At 45.5% G+C, this 16536-nt stretch carries 25 protein-coding genes, 1 tRNA gene and 1 rRNA gene; 24 read left to right on the forward strand and 3 right to left on the reverse strand.

Going from position 1 to position 16536, the window contains the following annotated elements; genetic code table 11:
• Window positions 1-69: 69 nt before the first annotated feature.
• From ACO0K3_RS03830 to ACO0K3_RS03940, 23 genes are all read left to right on the forward strand, one after another.
• On the forward strand, window positions 70-432 hold the full coding sequence (locus tag ACO0K3_RS03830) for a helix-turn-helix domain-containing protein (protein WP_422982032.1): 363 nt from the start codon (window positions 70-72) through the stop codon (window positions 430-432).
• Window positions 433-777: 345 nt separating this feature from the next.
• Window positions 778-1683, forward strand: a complete 906-nt coding sequence (locus tag ACO0K3_RS03835; protein WP_422982034.1) for a LysR family transcriptional regulator — start codon at window positions 778-780, stop codon at window positions 1681-1683.
• An 87-nt stretch (window positions 1684-1770) separates the two neighbouring features.
• Entirely contained in the window at window positions 1771-2037 is a 267-nt protein-coding gene (locus tag ACO0K3_RS03840; protein WP_422982036.1) for a hypothetical protein, read from the forward strand.
• A 12-nt stretch (window positions 2038-2049) separates the two neighbouring features.
• Entirely contained in the window at window positions 2050-2559 is a 510-nt protein-coding gene (locus ACO0K3_RS03845; RefSeq protein ID WP_422982038.1) for a hypothetical protein, read from the forward strand.
• Window positions 2560-2874, forward strand: coding sequence for an HNH endonuclease (locus ACO0K3_RS03850; RefSeq protein ID WP_422982040.1), 315 nt, complete (start codon window positions 2560-2562; stop codon window positions 2872-2874).
• A gap of 149 nt (window positions 2875-3023) precedes the next feature.
• A complete protein-coding gene (locus tag ACO0K3_RS03855; RefSeq protein WP_422982042.1) occupies window positions 3024-3311 on the forward strand; it encodes an ADP-ribosyl-(dinitrogen reductase) hydrolase in 288 nt (95 codons plus the stop codon).
• Between the two features lie 9 nt (window positions 3312-3320).
• Window positions 3321-3677 (forward strand): hypothetical protein, encoded by a 357-nt coding sequence (locus tag ACO0K3_RS03860; protein ID WP_422982044.1) that lies wholly within the window; start codon window positions 3321-3323, stop codon window positions 3675-3677.
• A 232-nt stretch (window positions 3678-3909) separates the two neighbouring features.
• The gene (locus tag ACO0K3_RS03865; RefSeq protein WP_422982046.1) at window positions 3910-4179 is read left to right on the forward strand and encodes a hypothetical protein; all 270 of its coding nucleotides are present in this window, start codon (window positions 3910-3912) and stop codon (window positions 4177-4179) included.
• 15 nt (window positions 4180-4194) lie between these two features.
• Window positions 4195-4464, forward strand: a complete 270-nt coding sequence (locus tag ACO0K3_RS03870; protein ID WP_422982048.1) for a hypothetical protein — start codon at window positions 4195-4197, stop codon at window positions 4462-4464.
• Window positions 4461-4682, forward strand: a complete 222-nt coding sequence (locus ACO0K3_RS03875; protein ID WP_422982050.1) for a hypothetical protein — start codon at window positions 4461-4463, stop codon at window positions 4680-4682. Before ACO0K3_RS03870 ends, ACO0K3_RS03875 begins: the two co-directional genes overlap by 4 nt.
• 474 nt (window positions 4683-5156) lie before the next feature.
• Complete coding sequence (locus ACO0K3_RS03880) at window positions 5157-6026, forward strand: SUMF1/EgtB/PvdO family nonheme iron enzyme (protein ID WP_422982052.1); 870 nt, start codon at window positions 5157-5159, stop codon at window positions 6024-6026.
• Between the two features lie 80 nt (window positions 6027-6106).
• Window positions 6107-7141 carry a hypothetical protein gene (locus ACO0K3_RS03885; RefSeq protein WP_422982054.1) on the forward strand — a complete coding sequence of 345 codons (1035 nt, stop codon included), beginning with the start codon at window positions 6107-6109 and terminating at the stop codon, window positions 7139-7141.
• A gap of 36 nt (window positions 7142-7177) precedes the next feature.
• Window positions 7178-8920 (forward strand): YqaJ viral recombinase family protein, encoded by a 1743-nt coding sequence (locus ACO0K3_RS03890; protein WP_422982056.1) that lies wholly within the window; start codon window positions 7178-7180, stop codon window positions 8918-8920.
• A gap of 28 nt (window positions 8921-8948) precedes the next feature.
• The gene (locus ACO0K3_RS03895; RefSeq protein ID WP_422982058.1) at window positions 8949-9212 is read left to right on the forward strand and encodes a KTSC domain-containing protein; all 264 of its coding nucleotides are present in this window, start codon (window positions 8949-8951) and stop codon (window positions 9210-9212) included.
• Window positions 9213-9278: 66 nt separating this feature from the next.
• Window positions 9279-10004, forward strand: a complete 726-nt coding sequence (locus ACO0K3_RS03900) for a hypothetical protein (protein WP_422982060.1) — start codon at window positions 9279-9281, stop codon at window positions 10002-10004.
• Between the two features lie 74 nt (window positions 10005-10078).
• Window positions 10079-10924, forward strand: a complete 846-nt coding sequence (locus tag ACO0K3_RS03905) for a hypothetical protein (protein WP_422982062.1) — start codon at window positions 10079-10081, stop codon at window positions 10922-10924.
• A complete protein-coding gene (locus ACO0K3_RS03910) occupies window positions 10921-11088 on the forward strand; it encodes a hypothetical protein (RefSeq protein ID WP_422982064.1) in 168 nt (55 codons plus the stop codon). The genes ACO0K3_RS03905 and ACO0K3_RS03910 overlap by 4 nt, the downstream gene beginning before the upstream one ends.
• Window positions 11089-11256: 168 nt before the next feature.
• On the forward strand, window positions 11257-11850 hold the full coding sequence (locus tag ACO0K3_RS03915) for a hypothetical protein (protein WP_422982066.1): 594 nt from the start codon (window positions 11257-11259) through the stop codon (window positions 11848-11850).
• Window positions 11851-11965: 115 nt separating this feature from the next.
• Window positions 11966-12124 carry a hypothetical protein gene (locus ACO0K3_RS03920; protein ID WP_422982068.1) on the forward strand — a complete coding sequence of 53 codons (159 nt, stop codon included), beginning with the start codon at window positions 11966-11968 and terminating at the stop codon, window positions 12122-12124.
• The gene (locus ACO0K3_RS03925; RefSeq protein WP_422982069.1) at window positions 12121-12351 is read left to right on the forward strand and encodes a hypothetical protein; all 231 of its coding nucleotides are present in this window, start codon (window positions 12121-12123) and stop codon (window positions 12349-12351) included. The genes ACO0K3_RS03920 and ACO0K3_RS03925 overlap by 4 nt, the downstream gene beginning before the upstream one ends.
• Entirely contained in the window at window positions 12344-12715 is a 372-nt protein-coding gene (locus ACO0K3_RS03930) for a hypothetical protein (protein WP_422982071.1), read from the forward strand. Before ACO0K3_RS03925 ends, ACO0K3_RS03930 begins: the two co-directional genes overlap by 8 nt.
• Window positions 12716-13000: 285 nt before the next feature.
• A complete protein-coding gene (locus ACO0K3_RS03935) occupies window positions 13001-13216 on the forward strand; it encodes a DUF4224 domain-containing protein (protein WP_422982073.1) in 216 nt (71 codons plus the stop codon).
• Complete coding sequence (locus ACO0K3_RS03940; RefSeq protein WP_422982075.1) at window positions 13213-14331, forward strand: tyrosine-type recombinase/integrase; 1119 nt, start codon at window positions 13213-13215, stop codon at window positions 14329-14331. The genes ACO0K3_RS03935 and ACO0K3_RS03940 overlap by 4 nt, the downstream gene beginning before the upstream one ends.
• 89 nt (window positions 14332-14420) lie before the next feature.
• On the opposite strand, the gene ACO0K3_RS03945 is transcribed toward ACO0K3_RS03940, so the two are convergent.
• Window positions 14421-14497, reverse strand: a tRNA-Pro gene (locus ACO0K3_RS03945).
• 84 nt (window positions 14498-14581) lie between these two features.
• Window positions 14582-15628, reverse strand: a complete 1047-nt coding sequence (locus ACO0K3_RS03950; RefSeq protein WP_422982077.1) for a patatin-like phospholipase family protein — start codon at window positions 15626-15628, stop codon at window positions 14582-14584.
• A 204-nt stretch (window positions 15629-15832) separates the two neighbouring features.
• On the opposite strand from ACO0K3_RS03950, the gene ACO0K3_RS03955 reads away from it, so the two are divergent.
• Entirely contained in the window at window positions 15833-16102 is a 270-nt protein-coding gene (locus ACO0K3_RS03955; protein ID WP_422982079.1) for a hypothetical protein, read from the forward strand.
• A 319-nt stretch (window positions 16103-16421) separates the two neighbouring features.
• Here ACO0K3_RS03955 and rrf read toward each other — a convergent pair.
• A 5S ribosomal RNA gene (rrf, locus tag ACO0K3_RS03960) occupies window positions 16422-16534 on the reverse strand.
• Window positions 16535-16536 lie beyond the last annotated feature (2 nt).

Below are 16536 nucleotides of genomic sequence, written 5' to 3' on the forward strand. Positions count from 1 at the left end.
AGTCTGCAATTTAATTGCAACATTGCAAGCCACTTATGAATTAATTATGCATGCTTGCATAATCCAGCGATGGATATTGCAAGCAGACTCGATCAGGCAATGATTGCCGCAGGTCTTCGGGACCAAATACAACTCGCCAAAGTTTCTGGCATCTCCACTTATAAAATCAATCGCGTTCTCAGCAGAGGCACCAAGTCTGTTAATGCGGAAGATGTATATCAATTAGCGAAGGCATGCAAAGTATCGGTTGCCTGGCTAATCTCTGGCGAAGAGACAGAAACCGGCGAGTCAGTCGTACTTGCGCTGATTTACCGGTCTGAAGAGGCATTACTGTCAAAATATCGGCAATGTGACGACAATGGAAAAGGCGCAATTCACATCGCTGCCGATGCCGCTATGCACGTTTCACCAGCCGAGCAGAATCTAACCTGATGACCTGGGCTTTTTGCAGCACTGGGTATTTAGAATGTAAGTTGATGGCAAAATTTAATAGTATCGCCTGACCTTTTTCGTTCAGACGCTCATTTGCTTGTAGCAATCCCTCTTGCTTTGTACGACATTTTCGCACTACACCCATACAACAACCCTTTCGCATTAGTTGTAACAAAGTATTACCGAATCGTTAATATATGTTATTTTTTCGGCAAATTAATTGATTTTTGCGCAATTGCATTTGCGCTTTGGTTAATAGAAGATTGAACAACTGTTAAATATTGAAATACAACCATTTCATTATTGCCGTAAATCATCAAATATGCCCCGAACCATGGGCATATCTTGATCAAACTAGACATTGATGATCTGCATTTAATTCAGATCGTATCTTCCGAACTCAGCTTCTCCGCGGCAGCGACTAGGCTCGGAATCAGCGGCGCAGCCGTCAGCCGTCGCTTGTCAAAGATAGAAAACATTCTCGGTCACAAAATCGTCCATAGACCAGGACCATTTAAACTAACTCGGGCTGGGCTACGCTTTCTTGAGCTGGCAGATACCGTGTTGCATGAGCACGACATATTCCAACGCGATATCGGCAACATCAAATCAGGAAACAACCTGCTAAAAATTATGGCGAATCCATCGATCATGATTTCTGATATGCCACAGGTCATAGAGACGCTGAACCTCAAAAATCCAGATCTGCAAATAGAACTCAGCGGCGGCTCACTGACAGAAACCCTCAAAGCAGTACAAGATGGTGACATCGATGTGGGCATCGTGACGGATCAGCCATATATCGAAGGATTGCGGTTTTACAAATACCGCAACGACAGATTATGCGTACTCGCACCCATCTCTCATGCGCTATCGCAAAAGGATTCTGCAACACTGCGAGAGATTTCCGCACACCCCATCATCGGCGCGGACAAATCGCGGCAAGTCTCTATCATCATCGACACCCAGGCAAAACACGAGCGGCACGAACTCAATTACATAGTCAGAACAACTGATTACGACCTGCAGGCCAGCTTAGTCGCCCAAACAGACATCGGTGTTGCGATCATGTTTGAAAGTATTGCCCGGCGCTTTGCCAACGCACCAGTGAAAATAATCACCCTCAATGAAGATTGGGCCGTGCGTGAACTATCAATCTGCGTCCAGGACACCGGCAGTCTGTCCGATCCCTGCACAGATTTTATGCAATTAATGATCCAGCGCTTCAGTGCATCGAAACGCAACGTCTGATAACGCAAGATCCTATAGTAGATATTGCTTACTTATTTGTTTGCATTTTGATATATTTATCGTATAGCACTCAATTAAGTCGACCAGATGAAACGATATGCCCTCACCCTACTACTTATACTCTGCGTCGCAGCTTGCACATCCGACAGCAAGCCGGCAGAAAAAGCCAAGTTTGTACCGATGAAGGGCGAATTCAAATCAAAAACCATCCAACTCAATGAGCATGAGCACGTCACTGTATTTGATATGCCAAATTATTATCTCGGTAGCCGGTGTTGGGTATTTGTGAATGAAAAAACGAATACGTCACATATGAAGTGTGATGATAGCTTTGGTAATGAAATGCCAGAATAAGGTGATGCCACGATGAATCGACAACAAAAAACGACAATCATAGTTGCTATGTCGTTGCTTTTCCTTAGTATCATTTATGTCCCATTTAGCTATGGAGGAAGAAACTTAGGGCATCATTGGATTTTCTCGCCGACATATGACCAGGCCACGATAGATACAGGGAAGCTTTTAGTTGAATGGGCAGCAATAGCAATCATTAGCTTTGTTATCTACACATCATTCAATACATTACTAAAAGCACTTATTTTTGCCATTCCCGCATTAAGAATTATCAGAGCTGCAGTCTGGTTATTTATCATATTCATAGCCATTTCTACCATCAGTACATTTTTCTCCAGAGAAAGTACCAACATGTATGGCGAATTCGATATGGGAAAATTGTTTGCCTCTTTAATTGTAAAAGTAGTCATTGAGTGCATTTTTATCGGCGTATATTTTTTTCTTAGAAATGCAATCAATCAATTGCACATTAAGTTCTACGGGATGCCACATCCCTCACTACAAAAACCGTGGAGCGTGTAATTGCGCCAGATTGCAATATGCCTCGTTGTTGCGCTCTCATTATCTGCTGAGGCAAAAACTCAGCGCAGCCATAAGGCCATCGCAGAATTTAAACAACAACAGCCCTGCCCCGCTACTGGCAAATCAAAAGGGGCTTGCCCGGGCTACGTAATTGACCATCGAATCGCTCTATGTGTAGGCGGCATAGACGATGCGTCTAATATGCGATGGATGACGACCGAGACAGCGAAAGCCAAAGACCTCTGGGAATGCAAAAAAAATTGGGAAGAAAAGCTAAAAGAATGCGAAAAAAACAGATGCTTCATAAATAATTAACATTTTCGTATATACAAAACATGCTAATTTTTTCTCAATTTTTAAATGAATAAATTTTTTATTACCCTTATTTCTGTAATGGATTTTTAGAAAAAGGTTGATCTACTGAATTTCTTCTTATATAGTTTGTATATACAAAACAAAAAATTATGCGCTCAATAATCATCTCACACAAAACTGATACAAAACTTGGCGCAAAACATGATGCTTCGCTAGAAGAAGTAAACGAATGTTTTGACAACAAATGTGGGATGAACTTAATTGACGATCGCGAAGAACATAGAACGGATCCTCCTACTCTATGGTTTATTGCCGAAACGAATGTAGGCAGGCTACTAAAAATTATTTATATCTACAAAGATGGCAACTTTATTATCAAGTCAGCATTTGATCCAGATCAAACTGAGATAAATATCTACGAAAAACACGGAAAGTAAGGAAACAACATGAACACGCCAGAAAAAATTGAAGGAACCGTTGAAGCATGGGTATCTGGAAAATTAGGCCAAGATGAAAATCATGCGAAACCGGCACCAAAAGAATTGGAAAAACAAATTGACGAAGCTCTCGGGCTGCAAGCAATTTCGATCAGATTAAATAAAGAATTAATTGAAGATTTCAAATTTATCGCCAAACATCATAAGATTGGCTACCAGCCACTGATGAAAGATGCGCTAAAGCGATTTGCAGAATCAGAATACAAACGGATTGCAGTAATGCTTTCCAATGAAAAAATAGCCATTCAAAATGAGGCTGCAGTGTGTCAGGAAGATGTAACGCCACCTCCCAAATTAGCTGCATAATAATAGCTATGCAAAATAACAACCCGCTACAGCGGGTTTTTATTTGCCCTCTCATATACAACGCTTGAATTAGCGTTGCGCACAAAGCACCTTCGGGTGCTTTTTTTTCGTCTGTTGTTTTTATTAATAAAAATATTTTAAAAATACTTTCGCATTTGCTTTACTTTTACTTTCGCCTTTGCTAAAGTGCATTCATCGGAACCAGCAATGAAAGACATCCATGCAAGCAGTAATGATTGTAGATCGACGCGAAGAAGCTGCCCATGTTGCAAGTGTGATTCGCAGCAATGCAATCGCTAATGCAGTGCGCTGCAAAGGCAGTTCTTACTACTACGCAGAAGCATTCAACGTAGCAGAAGCATTACAAGAAGGCGCAACGGATCAGGATCGTGCACGGATGGCTTCGTATCTTGCGCAAGGCAAATATGCAGAAGTTGGCAAGTTAGTTGAACAAATCAGCATCATTTATTGGACAGAGTTTTTAGACGGTATCACTTTTTAAAAAGGAGTAGCAAATATGTCAGTCGCATTCGCAAGAGCAAAAGCCATGATGGCAGCAATCGCCGCCTTACTAAGTCAAGGCTTATCAAATCAAACAGTGTTTGAACGTGTAGGCGCATATAAATCACGTGGTAAGGGCTTGGGAAAATTTTCAGGCAAATCGTTTCGCCGCGGCGGGTATGTCGGAGACAAATCAGGCAATCGTGAAGCACAACGCCACGCAAAACAGGGTCTGCAAAACGTCGTCGTCAAAGGTTTTTCATTAATACAATCGGTGAAATCATGAAAAACCAACAAACAAAACTAATCGAAGGTTTGATCAAGCTATTCGCATTAAAAAACGATGCAGAACTCGCGATGAATTTGAAAGTAGCGCCGCCGGTCATCAGCAAAATGCGTCACGGAAAACTGCCCATCGGCTCATCCATCTTAATCAAGATTCACGACACGTTTGACATAAGCATTAAAGAAATCCGTGCTCTGTATCTCGAAGCAAATTTTTAATTAACAAGGCTGGCTCACTTACGAGCCGCCACAAGTAATCAGTCTCAGGAATCGGGTTAGCGCCGGTTCAAAATGAAGCTCCTAAAGATGCTGAACTCAACCACTGCTTTATGTGAACTGAGACTGATTACTTGTGGTGAATGCGGAGGCTGGTCCGCGAGTAAACATAGTTCTAAAGAGGAAAGAAAGAATCCCGACAGTATTGCAAAAGCAACTCGAACTATATGCAGGTTTCAGCCCCTGCCACCACATTAATTTAACAGGAGGCTGCATGACACGAACAAAACCGATCAAAGCATTTAAGTACTGGCGAGATGCAGGCTTTACAAAACGCAGCGCATTTTTTCTTGCTGTGAAACATGGGATGCCAGGCACATGAAATTTATTAGCAATTTTCTGTGGTACCGGAAGCGCGGTTTCAACTGGCGCACATCATTGAAGTTAGCAAGAGACACAATTAATTAAGAGGAAGCTATGAAAGTAGAACTGATTCAAGAGCGAGCATTTACAGTACGCACCGGTACAAAAGCGATTCATGGTCTGTTTCACGTCAGTGAGTGGGAAGGCCTGAACAAATATCAAGACAATGCTGGCCGGACTTTGATACTGAATGACGGGCAGATCGTCAAAGGATCGCCAGAGCTGCTGGCATCGCTTACTGATGTTCCAGCCGGTTTCGTTCAAGTTCCAGAAACTAAGCTGCCGAACGGTTTAGTCGTTCCTACTTTCAAAGTTGCGCAGCATGTCAGCGGAAAAGATGAAGACGGCAATCTGCTGTTAGATGGCACTTGCAAGCCATGGACGAATATCAGTTTCTTCGATGCGCAGAAAGCTTGTGAAGAATACGAATATGGATTCATCACTGAAACTCAGTGGTTAGCTATCGCATATGACCTGTCACAACAAGATTGCAACTGGACAGGCGGCAAAGTTGGTGAGGGCTATATTTTTCAGGGTATCCGCAATGGCGTCGGCGCTAAGTCTGGCGATTACGTACCGACTGATTCAACAGAGCGCCGCTGGATGACGCTGTCGAACGGCTCCAAGATTTGCGATATGAACGGTAACGTTTTTCAATGGATATTCGATGACGTCCAAGGCAATGACAAAGGCGTGATCGCAAAAGCGTTTGAAGCACATTCACCTTCATTAACTACCGCTGGCTATCCGTCAGAAACTAAGGGGGTCGGCTATCGCCCCGGCGCTGGCAACAATTGGTCCGGCAATGCGCTCATCCGAGGCGGCTGCTGGGTCTCGGTCGGCAATGCGGGTGTCTTCTATCTTGACCGCGGCCTTCCCGGCAGCGGGAACGGCTGTATCGGCTTCCGCTGCACCCTACCTTAATTCGGGCTTCTGGTTTCAGGCCACCGGTCACGGCGTAGCTGTGACCTTCTTAAATACTAATAAATTAATTGGAGTAGGACATGAGCACAGCACTAGCAGTATCACAGGGGTTCGGCGAATCGCAGTCAACATTCGCAGTACAAGAAACAGCATCGAGCGCGATCGCAGCACAATCTAAAGCGATGGTTGAATCTCGCTACATCATGGCCATGCGGAATCCTAGGAACTGGGACACTGTGCGCCAGGACTTGATTAAAGAGTGTCGTCGCCCTTCTTTCGCCAATAACAAATCAGCTTATTACATCAAGCCTATTGGCCAAGGTGTTGAGGGTTTGGGCATTCGTTTCGTAGAAGTTGCGTTGCGCTGTATGAAAAACGTTCTCGTTGAAACAACGATGATCTTTGAGGATGAAATCAAAGAGGTTCATCGTGTCTCAGTTACGGATCTTGAAGCAAATATTACCTACCCGCTTGATGTGCGCGTATCCAAGACCGTAGAACGATCAAAACCGAATGGTGACGGCTCTTATCTGTCAGTACGCAAAAATAGCTACAACAAGGACGTGTTCACGATTCTTGGCACTGACGATGACTTGTTAAACAAACGAGGCGCTTTGATCTCGAAAGCGATTCGCACGATTGGTCTACGCATTATCCCTGGTGATCTGTGCGATGAGGCCGAGGACATCATCAAGCATATCCGCTTGGATGAGGCCGCAAAAGACCCGGATGCCGAGCGCCGCAAGATCATTGATGCCTTTTCTACGATAGGCGTAACAGCTACGGATTTGATTTCCTACCTTGGCCACGGCTTAGAAAAGTGTGCGCCAGCTCAAATAGTAACTTTACGCGGTATCTACGGCGCAATAAAAGATGGTGAAGCCACTTGGCAAAGCGTGATGACTAACAAGGCTGAAAACGCTCCCGCCGATACTCCAAAAATATTAGAAAAATGTTCACCTGAAAACTTCGATAAGAAAAAAGAAGGTTGGCGCAAAACGATCATTGAGAAAAAGAAAACGCCAAGCGAACTGATTGCAACAATTCAAACACGCGAATTACTTACTGATGATCAAAAACTGACGATTGATTCCTGGGCTCACGAAGCCGACTAATCAGCGCCAATTCATTCAATCTTTTAAGGACTCAACATGCAAACTCATGAATTAACCCAAGGCTCGCCAGAGTGGCTAGCGTATCGCTCAACGCATTTTAATGCATCAGATGCACCGGCAATGTTAGGCAAATCACCGTACAAAACACGCTCGGCTTTGTTACATGAGATGCATACAGGCATGGCGCAAGAGATTGATTTATCGACAAAGCGTCGTTTCGATGATGGACATCGCTTTGAAGCTCTGGCACGACCATTGGCAGAAGAAATTATTGGAGAAGATCTGTATCCAGTCACAGGATCAGAAGGCAAATTATCTGCATCGTTCGACGGCCTGACGATGGACGAAAGCATCGTCTGGGAACATAAAACCCTTAATGATGAAATTCGCTCTGCCGAAACAATTAACGATATCGGTATTCATTTCCATATTCAAATGGAACAGCAATTGATGGTATCAGGTGCAGAAAAATGTCTATTTCTGGCTTCGCAATGGGATGGCAGCGATAACCTAATCGAGGAAAAACATTTCTGGTACACCTCAAATCAAAGTTTGCGTACAGCGATTGTGCAAGGCTGGTGCCAGTTCGCAGATGACTTAGCCGCTTACGTGCCGGTGCAGATTGCTGAGAAGCCAGAAGCCAAAGCAGTTATCGAACTACCTGCTCTATTTTTGCAAGCTGAAGGCAGGCTGGTTAATTCCAATATGGAAGCCTTTGGAACAGCGCTGGCCGTACACTTGGCCGAGACGCGACAAATGGTTTACGTCTCAGACCAAGACTTTGCTGACGCCGACAAGCGCGCAAAGATGTACCGCGATACCTGCGACAAACTGACTTTGACAAAGCAATCTATGTTGTCTCAAACAGTCAGCATTGAGGAAGCTTTTCGCATGATTGATACCTGGCACGAAGATTTGAGAACGACTGCTTTGCAGATCGAGAAGGACGTCAAAAAGAATAAAGAATCGAAACAACTGAGCATTATCAGTGATGCCAAAGTTTCATTTTCTGAATTCATTGCTGATCTTGAAAAAGGTATTGCGCCAATTCGCCTGACCTACACCGCACCAAATTTTTCCGAAGCGATCAAAGGTAAGCGCCTGTTTGCAGCGATGCATGACGCAGTTCAAACCATGTTGGCAAATACCAAAATTGAATTGAGCCAAGTTGTAGCTGGGATCAACGCCAATCTGAACTGGTTGAAAGGCTACGAAGAATTCAAGTTCTTGCTCAATGATTTGCAAACTATTGTCTACAAACAGTCTGACGATTTTAAGTTGCTAGTCATGAGCCGGATTGCTGATCATCAGAAGCGCGAGGATGAAAAGCTGGAAGCTGAGCGCACTCGTATTCGCGTGGAAGAAGAAGCCAAGGCCAAAGCTGCACAGGACAAGATCAATGCTGATGCCGCAGCAGCTAAGGCCGCAGACGAAGCAAAAGCCGCAGACGAAGCAAAAGCCGCCGCTGAGATTAAGGCAGCTCAGGACAAGATTGCGGCAGAGGCAGAGGCGCCTATTGCAACGATTGCAGTGCCAGAACCTTATCCATTCCCAGTTCGCACAGTTGCAAACACAGACGCCCCTACCCTAACACTCGGAAAAATCGGTACGCGTCTGGGCTTCTCTCTGACTGCTGACTTTCTGCGAACTATTGGATTTGAACCGGCTAGCAGTGAACGTGCAGCAAAGCTGTATCACGAAAGCGATTGGCAAAATATTTGCTCTGCCCTCATGAATCACATTGAGAGTGTGCGCAATCCTGAGCAACAAGCTGCTTAATCAACTGCTACCTACCAAGGACATCATCATGACAACCGAAAAAAAGCATCCGGTAATTGCATTAACCCCAGTCACATCATCACAAATTGACTCCATCGGCCACGATCCAAAAACAAATACGCTAGCAGTGAAGTTCAAAGGCTGGGGCGAGAAGCCCGGCAATGTGTATCACTACCAAAACTTCACGCCTGAAATGTATGCCGATTTCAAATCTGCAAAGTCAATCGGATCTCACTTCAAGACGCATATCAAGCCAGCGACTGAAAAGCATCCGTATTTGAAAATTAGCTAATCAGAATATCGAAGTTACACAAGCAGTTGCACCCGTGCACAACGCACATAACCAAACGGAGAATATATGAACGCAGTAACTCAATCAGAAATAAAAGCAGTTGAAGAAGTGAAGCATGAATTTGTTACGGTACCTGAAACTATTTTTCCAAATGGCACTGTAGTTCCATCATTCAAAGTCGGTAAGTACATAACTGGCTGTACTGATGATCAACTGGCGATCAATGCCAATGCTTCACCCTGGGTAGAAATTAATTTCATTGATTCAAAGGCAGAGGCTGAGAAAGCGGGATTAAAGCTGATCACTGAACTGCAATACTTAGCATTGGCTCATAACATTTCAGGTGTTGCAATCAACTGGACTTCTGGCATCGTTGGTGAAGGTAGTTTGTTTCAAGGTCTGCATGACGACACTGTCGAAGAAGCACAGCCAGGCGACTATGTGCCGGAAGAAGAAAGCGAACGTCGCTGGTTTGAGTTGTCAAATGGCGAGCGCGTTTTTGACGTTGCCGGCAACTGCTACACATGGATCTTTGACGATGTCCAGGGTGATGAAAACGGCATAGTTTCATCGGCCTTTACAGAAGACTCACCATCAATCACTACAGCACCAGCGCCATCATATGAAAAAGGCGTCGGCTGGTATCCCAAAGCGGGTTCTGATTGGTCCGGCGATGCGCTCATCCGAGGCGGCTGCTGGGGCTCGAACGACCATGCGGGTGTCTTCCATCTTGACAACGACCGTCCCGGCGGCGAGGGCGGCGATGTCGGCTTCCGCTGCACCCTACCCTAATTCGGGACTCTGATCACCGGCCACCGGTCACGGCGTAGCTGTGACCTTTCTCAACAACTCACATAGTAAATAACATGAACACCGTACATCCAACCCAAGACGAGCAACAACAATTTCGCATCAGTGCATTCAAGGGCATCGATGTCGGTCTTGGTCAAGCGGATCCAGTCGCCAGCATTTCGGCCAAACTTGAAGAGCAATATCCGAATCATTTAATCCTGGTGCAAGCCGGTAAATTTTTACACGGTTACGATAGATCAGCTCACGCGCTGAATGTACTCAAGCAATACAAGGTCAAGCTAGTAGGTACGACTGATACGCCTCATATTAGAGTCGGATTTCCCGCTGGTAATTTTAAAAAGCGCCTATGGTCCATCGTTGACGAATTCAGTATTCCCTATGTTGTCGCACTCGGTAGCAAAGAAGCTGGCCACACCGTCTACGTTTCTGAAAATGCCGTCGGCAATTCGCCGGTGCTTGCGGCGATCTCAAAAGATGTCGTCAACCAAATCATTTATGACATGCAGCAGCGCGGCGAGATGAACAAGGTCACGACTAAGCAAATGCTGTCCAATCCCGATTCGTCCGGTTTCAAACTCAAATCCCAGGCGCAAGAACTGGACATACACTTAATGCAAGACATCATCAAAATGCCACGTGATATTCGCGTCACTTACGGTGAAAACGTCCGTGTCTGTATGGCTCGTATCATGCACGGCATATTTGCTTACGGTTTGGAACTCAATAAATCGGTTTTACTTGGCAAAATCTCCGCTGATGTCGATCTGCTCAAACATTACTTGGCACAGGCTCCACGGCTAAGCAAACTTAAGTTCGCTTTTGAGCACAGAGTTGGCTTAGCGGTTGAGCTTGGCCGGTTACTTGGCGGCGTAATACGCTCAGCGAAGGAACCAGCATGAACAACCAAGGGGGTTTTCTGGAAAGTCCAGCAATGCGCTCATCCGAGGCGGCTACTGGAACTCGAACGACAATGCGGGTGTCTTCAATCTTAACAACGACCATCCCGGCGGCGAGGGCGGCGATGTCGGCTTCCGCTGCACCCTACCCTAATTCGGGACTCTGATCACCGGCCACCGGTCACGGCGTAGCTGTGACCTTTCTCAACAACTCACATAGTAAATAACATGAACACCAATTACGTGCCGATGACACTGTTGCCAAAAGTAATAGATTCAGCAAATTGCAAAATTGCCCAGCACTTAAACCGTTTGGTTAAACACTAGGGGCGATCATGAAAAAGCAAATTATTGATTTACTGAATCAACGTTTTGGCCGCTTGCTTGTGACTTCCTACATCTTGGGAAAATGGCTTTGTCAATGTGATTGCGGCAACACAAGGTCAGTACAAGGGCATCACCTGCGCAATGGAAATACCAAGTCATGCGGCTGCTACAGAAACGAATTTTCAGAAATTCATGTCACCACCCACGGACAATCAAAATCAGCATTGTATTTGATCTGGACAGGGATGAAGGATCGGTGCGGAAACCCAAACAATCCAAATTATGACCGTTATGGCGGTCGCAGAATAACGGTATGTGATAGATGGGCAAATTCATTTGAGGACTTCTCTGCTGACGTTGGTAAGCGCCCTAGAGGAACGTCCCTAGACCGAATTGACAATGACGGCAATTATGAACCTTCCAATTGCCGATGGGCGACCAAAATAGTTCAAGCACGCAATACCAGTGGGAATAGATATTTCACTATCAACAGCGAGAAAAGATCTCTTGCTGAGTGGTGCGAAATTAACAATTTACCTTATCAGCGTGTTTATGCTCGGCTAAAGCGCGGCAGGACAATTGAGCAGGCACTTGGAGCGTGATCATGAAGCACCGGCTACGCCAACACGAACAGCAAGGCTATGACAAAACAGAAGCCTTGGCAGCATACGCAGCAATGTTTTCACATACTGGATCAACTATTTATAAAGGAACAGCATGACTATCGTAAGCAAAGAGCGAATCAAGCGAGAGTATGAAGCTATTCGCGCCCATGAATCAGTCAAAGACGCTATTCATTGGACGGCGCATAAATTGAATGTGAGTGAACAGATTGTTTCTGATGTTGTTTATGAAGAAGAAAAGGTGGAAGCATGAAAAGATTTTTATTAAAAAGCAACGCAATCGTATTCATTTACATTTTTCTATTTTTCGTACTCATACTGCTGATGATTCATGCATTGTCCCAATATGATGCCTATCAGGTGCGCAAGCTGGGTATCGAAACTGTGATCAAATTTGACGGATGCTATGCACAATCAAATGGTACTTTGGTGCCATGCATGAACGTGCTCAAAGAGCATGAAGGGGAAAATCGTGACTGAACAGCTTTTTTACATCGTGAGCGTTAAGCATACAAGCCGCTTGGACAAATACATTACGCTCTGGCGGCCAGATGACAAGGGCTACTGCTACCGCACTGAGGTGGCTGGCAAGTACACAGAATCACAAGTTGCCGCGCATCAGGGGTACTACCATACAGGGTATGACGTTGCGGTGAAGTGTGAAATTCTCGATGCAATTGTGACGACATCAGAAATAGGTTACTTGGATGTTCCTGGATTCGTAATACCAAATAAAAGTAGCTCATGGCTTGATATTCTGTACGCACCATTGTGGCCGCTTCCATTTGAGCCGAAACCTCAGTATCGCGGCGCTCGCTATCCAAAACTGGCAAAAGCCGCTTAAACCTAAAACAACAAGGAAAAATTTGGCCATGTGTTTATTGACTCAAAAAGAATTTTTGCCAGGCGATCCACCGCCAAGTGGATACTTGGCATGGCACGAATGGGCCAATGAGCAAATTAAAGCTGGATTGCAGCAAGTTTCTTGCGGTCGATGTGGACGGTTTCAATTTCCGCAAGAGCTATCGATGAGTGTCGATGAGAGAACATTGCAGGGCAAGCACGGTAGCGTATCAATTACACTGCCAGTTTGTCTTGATTGTGCATCTAAATAGTTAGAGGAAAAATCATGAGCGCCGCAGATTACGTATTAACCGACGAAGAAATTCATGACATGACTGGCTATTCACGCCCGTTCTATCAAATGCGCGTCCTGTCTGAATTAGGCATCCCAGCAAAGCGCCGGCCAGATAACAGCTTGATCGTCATGCGAATGCATTGCCTGCATCCGGTTGCACAAAAGGCAGCAAATGATACGCCAAAACTGAAGTCATCACGCAAATGACCAGAACTCGAAAAAAAAACAAGGGACTGCCACGCCGCGTGTATATCCGGCGTGGCAACTATGGATTCATGTCCGCCGAGAGGATTCGAGATCCCAGAGATGGCAAACTAAAGTTCTGGATCCAGCTTGCTACCGTTGTTGAGGGTGAGTCCGCCATGTATGCGGCACTCTCTACCCTCTTGAACGGGAAAGTGTTGCAAGAAGATTCAATGCCCTATTTGTGCTCAGAGTTCAAAGCAAACAAGCTGGGTAAGTACAGCGTCGACGTGCGCAAGCAGTACGCTAGCTTTCTGGATGTGATTGCCAACGACTTTGAAGAATTCACTGTAGCGCAGGTCACGACCAAGAATTTTGCAGACTTTCTAAAAAACAATTACAAAAATAAACACAATACGGCCAAAAAGATTACCGCCCTTGCCGCCAAAATGTTTAAGTACGCGATTTCAGAAATGGGGATTCGCCAGGATAATCCAATCGACCAACTCGACAAATCCGACTACGAGACCACGCGCCGCGAGTTCTGCCCAACACATGAGCAAATAAGTAAGATACGCGCTGGTGGACTAAAGAGCACACCACGCAAGGATAATGGCACTGTGTACGATACCGTCAGTGGCCCTATGTTCTGCTGCATCATCGACATGACCTATCTATGCTGGGCGCGTGCTATCGATATCCGTATGCTGAAAGAAACGCAGATCATTGATGGCGGCATCCTCATCAAAGCCTCCAAGACCAGGCATTCAAGTGGACTAGCAGTCGATATTCAAATCACGCCACAGATTCAACGGGTGATCGATATCGCCCGAGCGATCAAGCGTAAATATAATGTGATCAGCCCATACCTATTCCCTACCAAAAAGGGAACGCCATACACGAAGAGCGGATTAACATCGATGTGGGAACGGGCGAGAGAACGTGCCGGGGAACTGGAGGTTCAGTTCAAAGATTTACGCGCATTAGGCGCGACTGATGCGGCACGGGCAGGAAATAACAAAGAGGAAATACGTGCCAGACTGGTTCACACGACATCAAAAACGAGTGAAATTTATATCAAAGATGTGATACCGGAGAAGTCAGATTTAGACATCCCTCTGCCTTGGGAAAGCGTTTAATATCAATCCTAAGCTCAATCATATTGAACGCTGTTCAATATACAGTGCTGCGTTTACATACAGATATGATTATAAGTCATTGATTTCATTGGTCGGGACGGCAAGATTCGAACTTGCGACCCCGTGCACCCCATGCACGTACGCTACCAGGCTGCGCTACGCCCCGACGCTGAGCGAAAGATTATAGTGCATGCTTTGTTTTTTTTCCATGAGAAATTAATCATGGTAATGACGCCGTATTGCTCCGGCATTATTTGAGGTATTTTTTTACTGCCTGAATGCCACGCTGATAACCATATTCCCATTGGGCGGCTATTATCTTTTTATAATCTGCGTAACTTTTTGATGCGACCAGTTCTATTCGATTTTTGAGAATGAGTATCTTTTTCTCAATCTGAGTATGAGGAAGAGCCTTTTCCATGTCGGCAGTATCGACCCATGCTTCTGCATGTTGCTGCATGACTTTACTCAACCTCAAATTACCGTCAAACCCCAGTACAGCACGCAGCGCAGGGAGTGAAAAGCTTGCGTCATAATAGCTCTTCACTTCCATGACGACCTGATCTGCAATGCGATGGGCAATTTCAATGGGAAAGAGGTCAATCACTCCGCCCATATAGTCGCTCCCCTGATAGTGATGACAAGGAAAATAAAACATATCAGATACGGAAGCCCGTGCCGCTTCTGCGATAGGCATCAATGTGTCGGTTGCGATATGAGTAGCCACAGCGCTGCGAGGCAAATGCGTCTCGCTGACAGGTGAGGTCATCTCGTGCAACATTATTGCCGTACGCTCACTACAAAATACTGTTTCGCGAAATAAGGGTCGTACACCTCTCAGCTTTCCGATATCACTTTCGGGATATAGTAACTTTCCTGCAATGATAGCGACTGCTGGTTTGTTATCGTTTTCAACCGCGTCAGGCAGAGGCAGACCCGGTGGAATTTCAAATAGATAATCGTGATGCAAGTCAGGGATCTGCAAAGCACCAGAGGCAAACAAGCGTCGATGCAACGCCGCACCCAAGGCGCCTGAAACGGATGCTTTAGGACCTGATTTCATCCCACGCCAATACGCATACATCTCAGGCGAACTTACCCAGTCTTTGCGCTGTACGTCGTCCGGCAAGCCCTGAATAATTGCAGCAGCAATCGCTCCGCCACAACTCGCCAGCAAAACATCGGGCTTTTTCCCAGCGTCACTCAAGGCCGCATAAATACCGAGGTAATATGAAAATCGAAATCCACCTCCAGCCATCACCATACAACGTTGATACTTATGTTCCGGTGGCTGCATAGAAAGATCCAAAGATATAAATTAGGTAGAGAGTTTGAAGATAAAAATAGCAACGCGCCAATGTTATATCACATCAACCTGAACACGGGTTCCATCTGGTAACGGTAAATGGAATAGCCTTTTGTAAAGCTGATGTAAAAACAAAAAACACCCGTCTGCACATACTGCGTAGAATGCGAACTTTAGATTGCAAGGATGACCAAAGTGAAGAAAACTGGACTCGCCAAAAGTGACGCGAAAAAATTAATGGGCAAGATGCAAGCAGCAGGTCCTGCCGCTTTCGGAAACAGTCCATTGACTACCATCGACAAACGAGAACAAAGAAAAATTGACCAGGCACTAGGCTTAGTACCGTTTGCCGTCAAATTAAACAGTGAATTAGTGCGACAGTTACAAGAACGCGCTCATGAACAAGGCATCAGTTTAAACGAAGTCGTCGCAACGGTGATAAGCAAGGGATTAACCCTGGTGTGAATTACGCGGTCGTGAAGGCGGGGCTTGCATTCTAGGCTGATGCTTTAGTAAGGGGTTAACGCATGCTAAAGAGATAGTCAAGGTCCTCGGGTTTTCTTGAGAGGACGATATGAGACCAGAAAGGGGCTTCGGCTCCTTTTTTATTGGATAATTTATTGAGTAACCGGTCAACGAGAGCTGGCGTGAGGCGGAAGTAAGGCTAGTGATAGGGTAAGAAGAAGAAGAAGCACAGCAGGCAGCAGATAAAAGGAGCGTACAAGTGGTGTTGCAAAAGCAAAAGCCCCGCTCAATTTCTTGAGCGGGGCTATGCGGAATAAAAGCCTGACGATGACCTACTTTCACACTGGTTGCAGCACTATCATTGGCGCGGAGTCGTTTCACGGTCCTGTTCGGGATGGGAAGGGGTGGTACCGACTTGCTATGGTCATCAGGCA

This window comes from Undibacterium sp. Rencai35W (genome assembly GCF_049340185.1).
GTDB lineage: Bacteria > Pseudomonadota > Gammaproteobacteria > Burkholderiales > Burkholderiaceae_D > Undibacterium.

Coding starts and splice junctions, on each gene's coding strand:
- ACO0K3_RS03910 (WP_422982064.1), top strand. CDS start 10,921: ATGAACAACCAAGGGGGTTTTCTGGAAAGTCCAGCAATGCGCTCATCC.
- ACO0K3_RS03840 (WP_422982036.1), top strand. CDS start 1,771: ATGAAACGATATGCCCTCACCCTACTACTTATACTCTGCGTCGCAGCT.
- ACO0K3_RS03845 (WP_422982038.1), top strand. CDS start 2,050: ATGAATCGACAACAAAAAACGACAATCATAGTTGCTATGTCGTTGCTT.
- ACO0K3_RS03890 (WP_422982056.1), top strand. CDS start 7,178: ATGCAAACTCATGAATTAACCCAAGGCTCGCCAGAGTGGCTAGCGTAT.
- ACO0K3_RS03935 (WP_422982073.1), top strand. CDS start 13,001: ATGAGCGCCGCAGATTACGTATTAACCGACGAAGAAATTCATGACATG.
- ACO0K3_RS03870 (WP_422982048.1), top strand. CDS start 4,195: ATGTCAGTCGCATTCGCAAGAGCAAAAGCCATGATGGCAGCAATCGCC.
- ACO0K3_RS03900 (WP_422982060.1), top strand. CDS start 9,279: ATGAACGCAGTAACTCAATCAGAAATAAAAGCAGTTGAAGAAGTGAAG.
- ACO0K3_RS03905 (WP_422982062.1), top strand. CDS start 10,079: ATGAACACCGTACATCCAACCCAAGACGAGCAACAACAATTTCGCATC.
- ACO0K3_RS03830 (WP_422982032.1), top strand. CDS start 70: ATGGATATTGCAAGCAGACTCGATCAGGCAATGATTGCCGCAGGTCTT.
- ACO0K3_RS03880 (WP_422982052.1), top strand. CDS start 5,157: ATGAAAGTAGAACTGATTCAAGAGCGAGCATTTACAGTACGCACCGGT.
- ACO0K3_RS03865 (WP_422982046.1), top strand. CDS start 3,910: ATGATTGTAGATCGACGCGAAGAAGCTGCCCATGTTGCAAGTGTGATT.
- ACO0K3_RS03860 (WP_422982044.1), top strand. CDS start 3,321: ATGAACACGCCAGAAAAAATTGAAGGAACCGTTGAAGCATGGGTATCT.
- ACO0K3_RS03855 (WP_422982042.1), top strand. CDS start 3,024: ATGCGCTCAATAATCATCTCACACAAAACTGATACAAAACTTGGCGCA.
- ACO0K3_RS03925 (WP_422982069.1), top strand. CDS start 12,121: ATGAAAAGATTTTTATTAAAAAGCAACGCAATCGTATTCATTTACATT.
- ACO0K3_RS03875 (WP_422982050.1), top strand. CDS start 4,461: ATGAAAAACCAACAAACAAAACTAATCGAAGGTTTGATCAAGCTATTC.
- ACO0K3_RS03895 (WP_422982058.1), top strand. CDS start 8,949: ATGACAACCGAAAAAAAGCATCCGGTAATTGCATTAACCCCAGTCACA.
- ACO0K3_RS03885 (WP_422982054.1), top strand. CDS start 6,107: ATGAGCACAGCACTAGCAGTATCACAGGGGTTCGGCGAATCGCAGTCA.
- ACO0K3_RS03915 (WP_422982066.1), top strand. CDS start 11,257: ATGAAAAAGCAAATTATTGATTTACTGAATCAACGTTTTGGCCGCTTG.
- ACO0K3_RS03920 (WP_422982068.1), top strand. CDS start 11,966: ATGACTATCGTAAGCAAAGAGCGAATCAAGCGAGAGTATGAAGCTATT.
- ACO0K3_RS03940 (WP_422982075.1), top strand. CDS start 13,213: ATGACCAGAACTCGAAAAAAAAACAAGGGACTGCCACGCCGCGTGTAT.
- ACO0K3_RS03950 (WP_422982077.1), bottom strand. CDS start 15,628: ATGCAGCCACCGGAACATAAGTATCAACGTTGTATGGTGATGGCTGGA.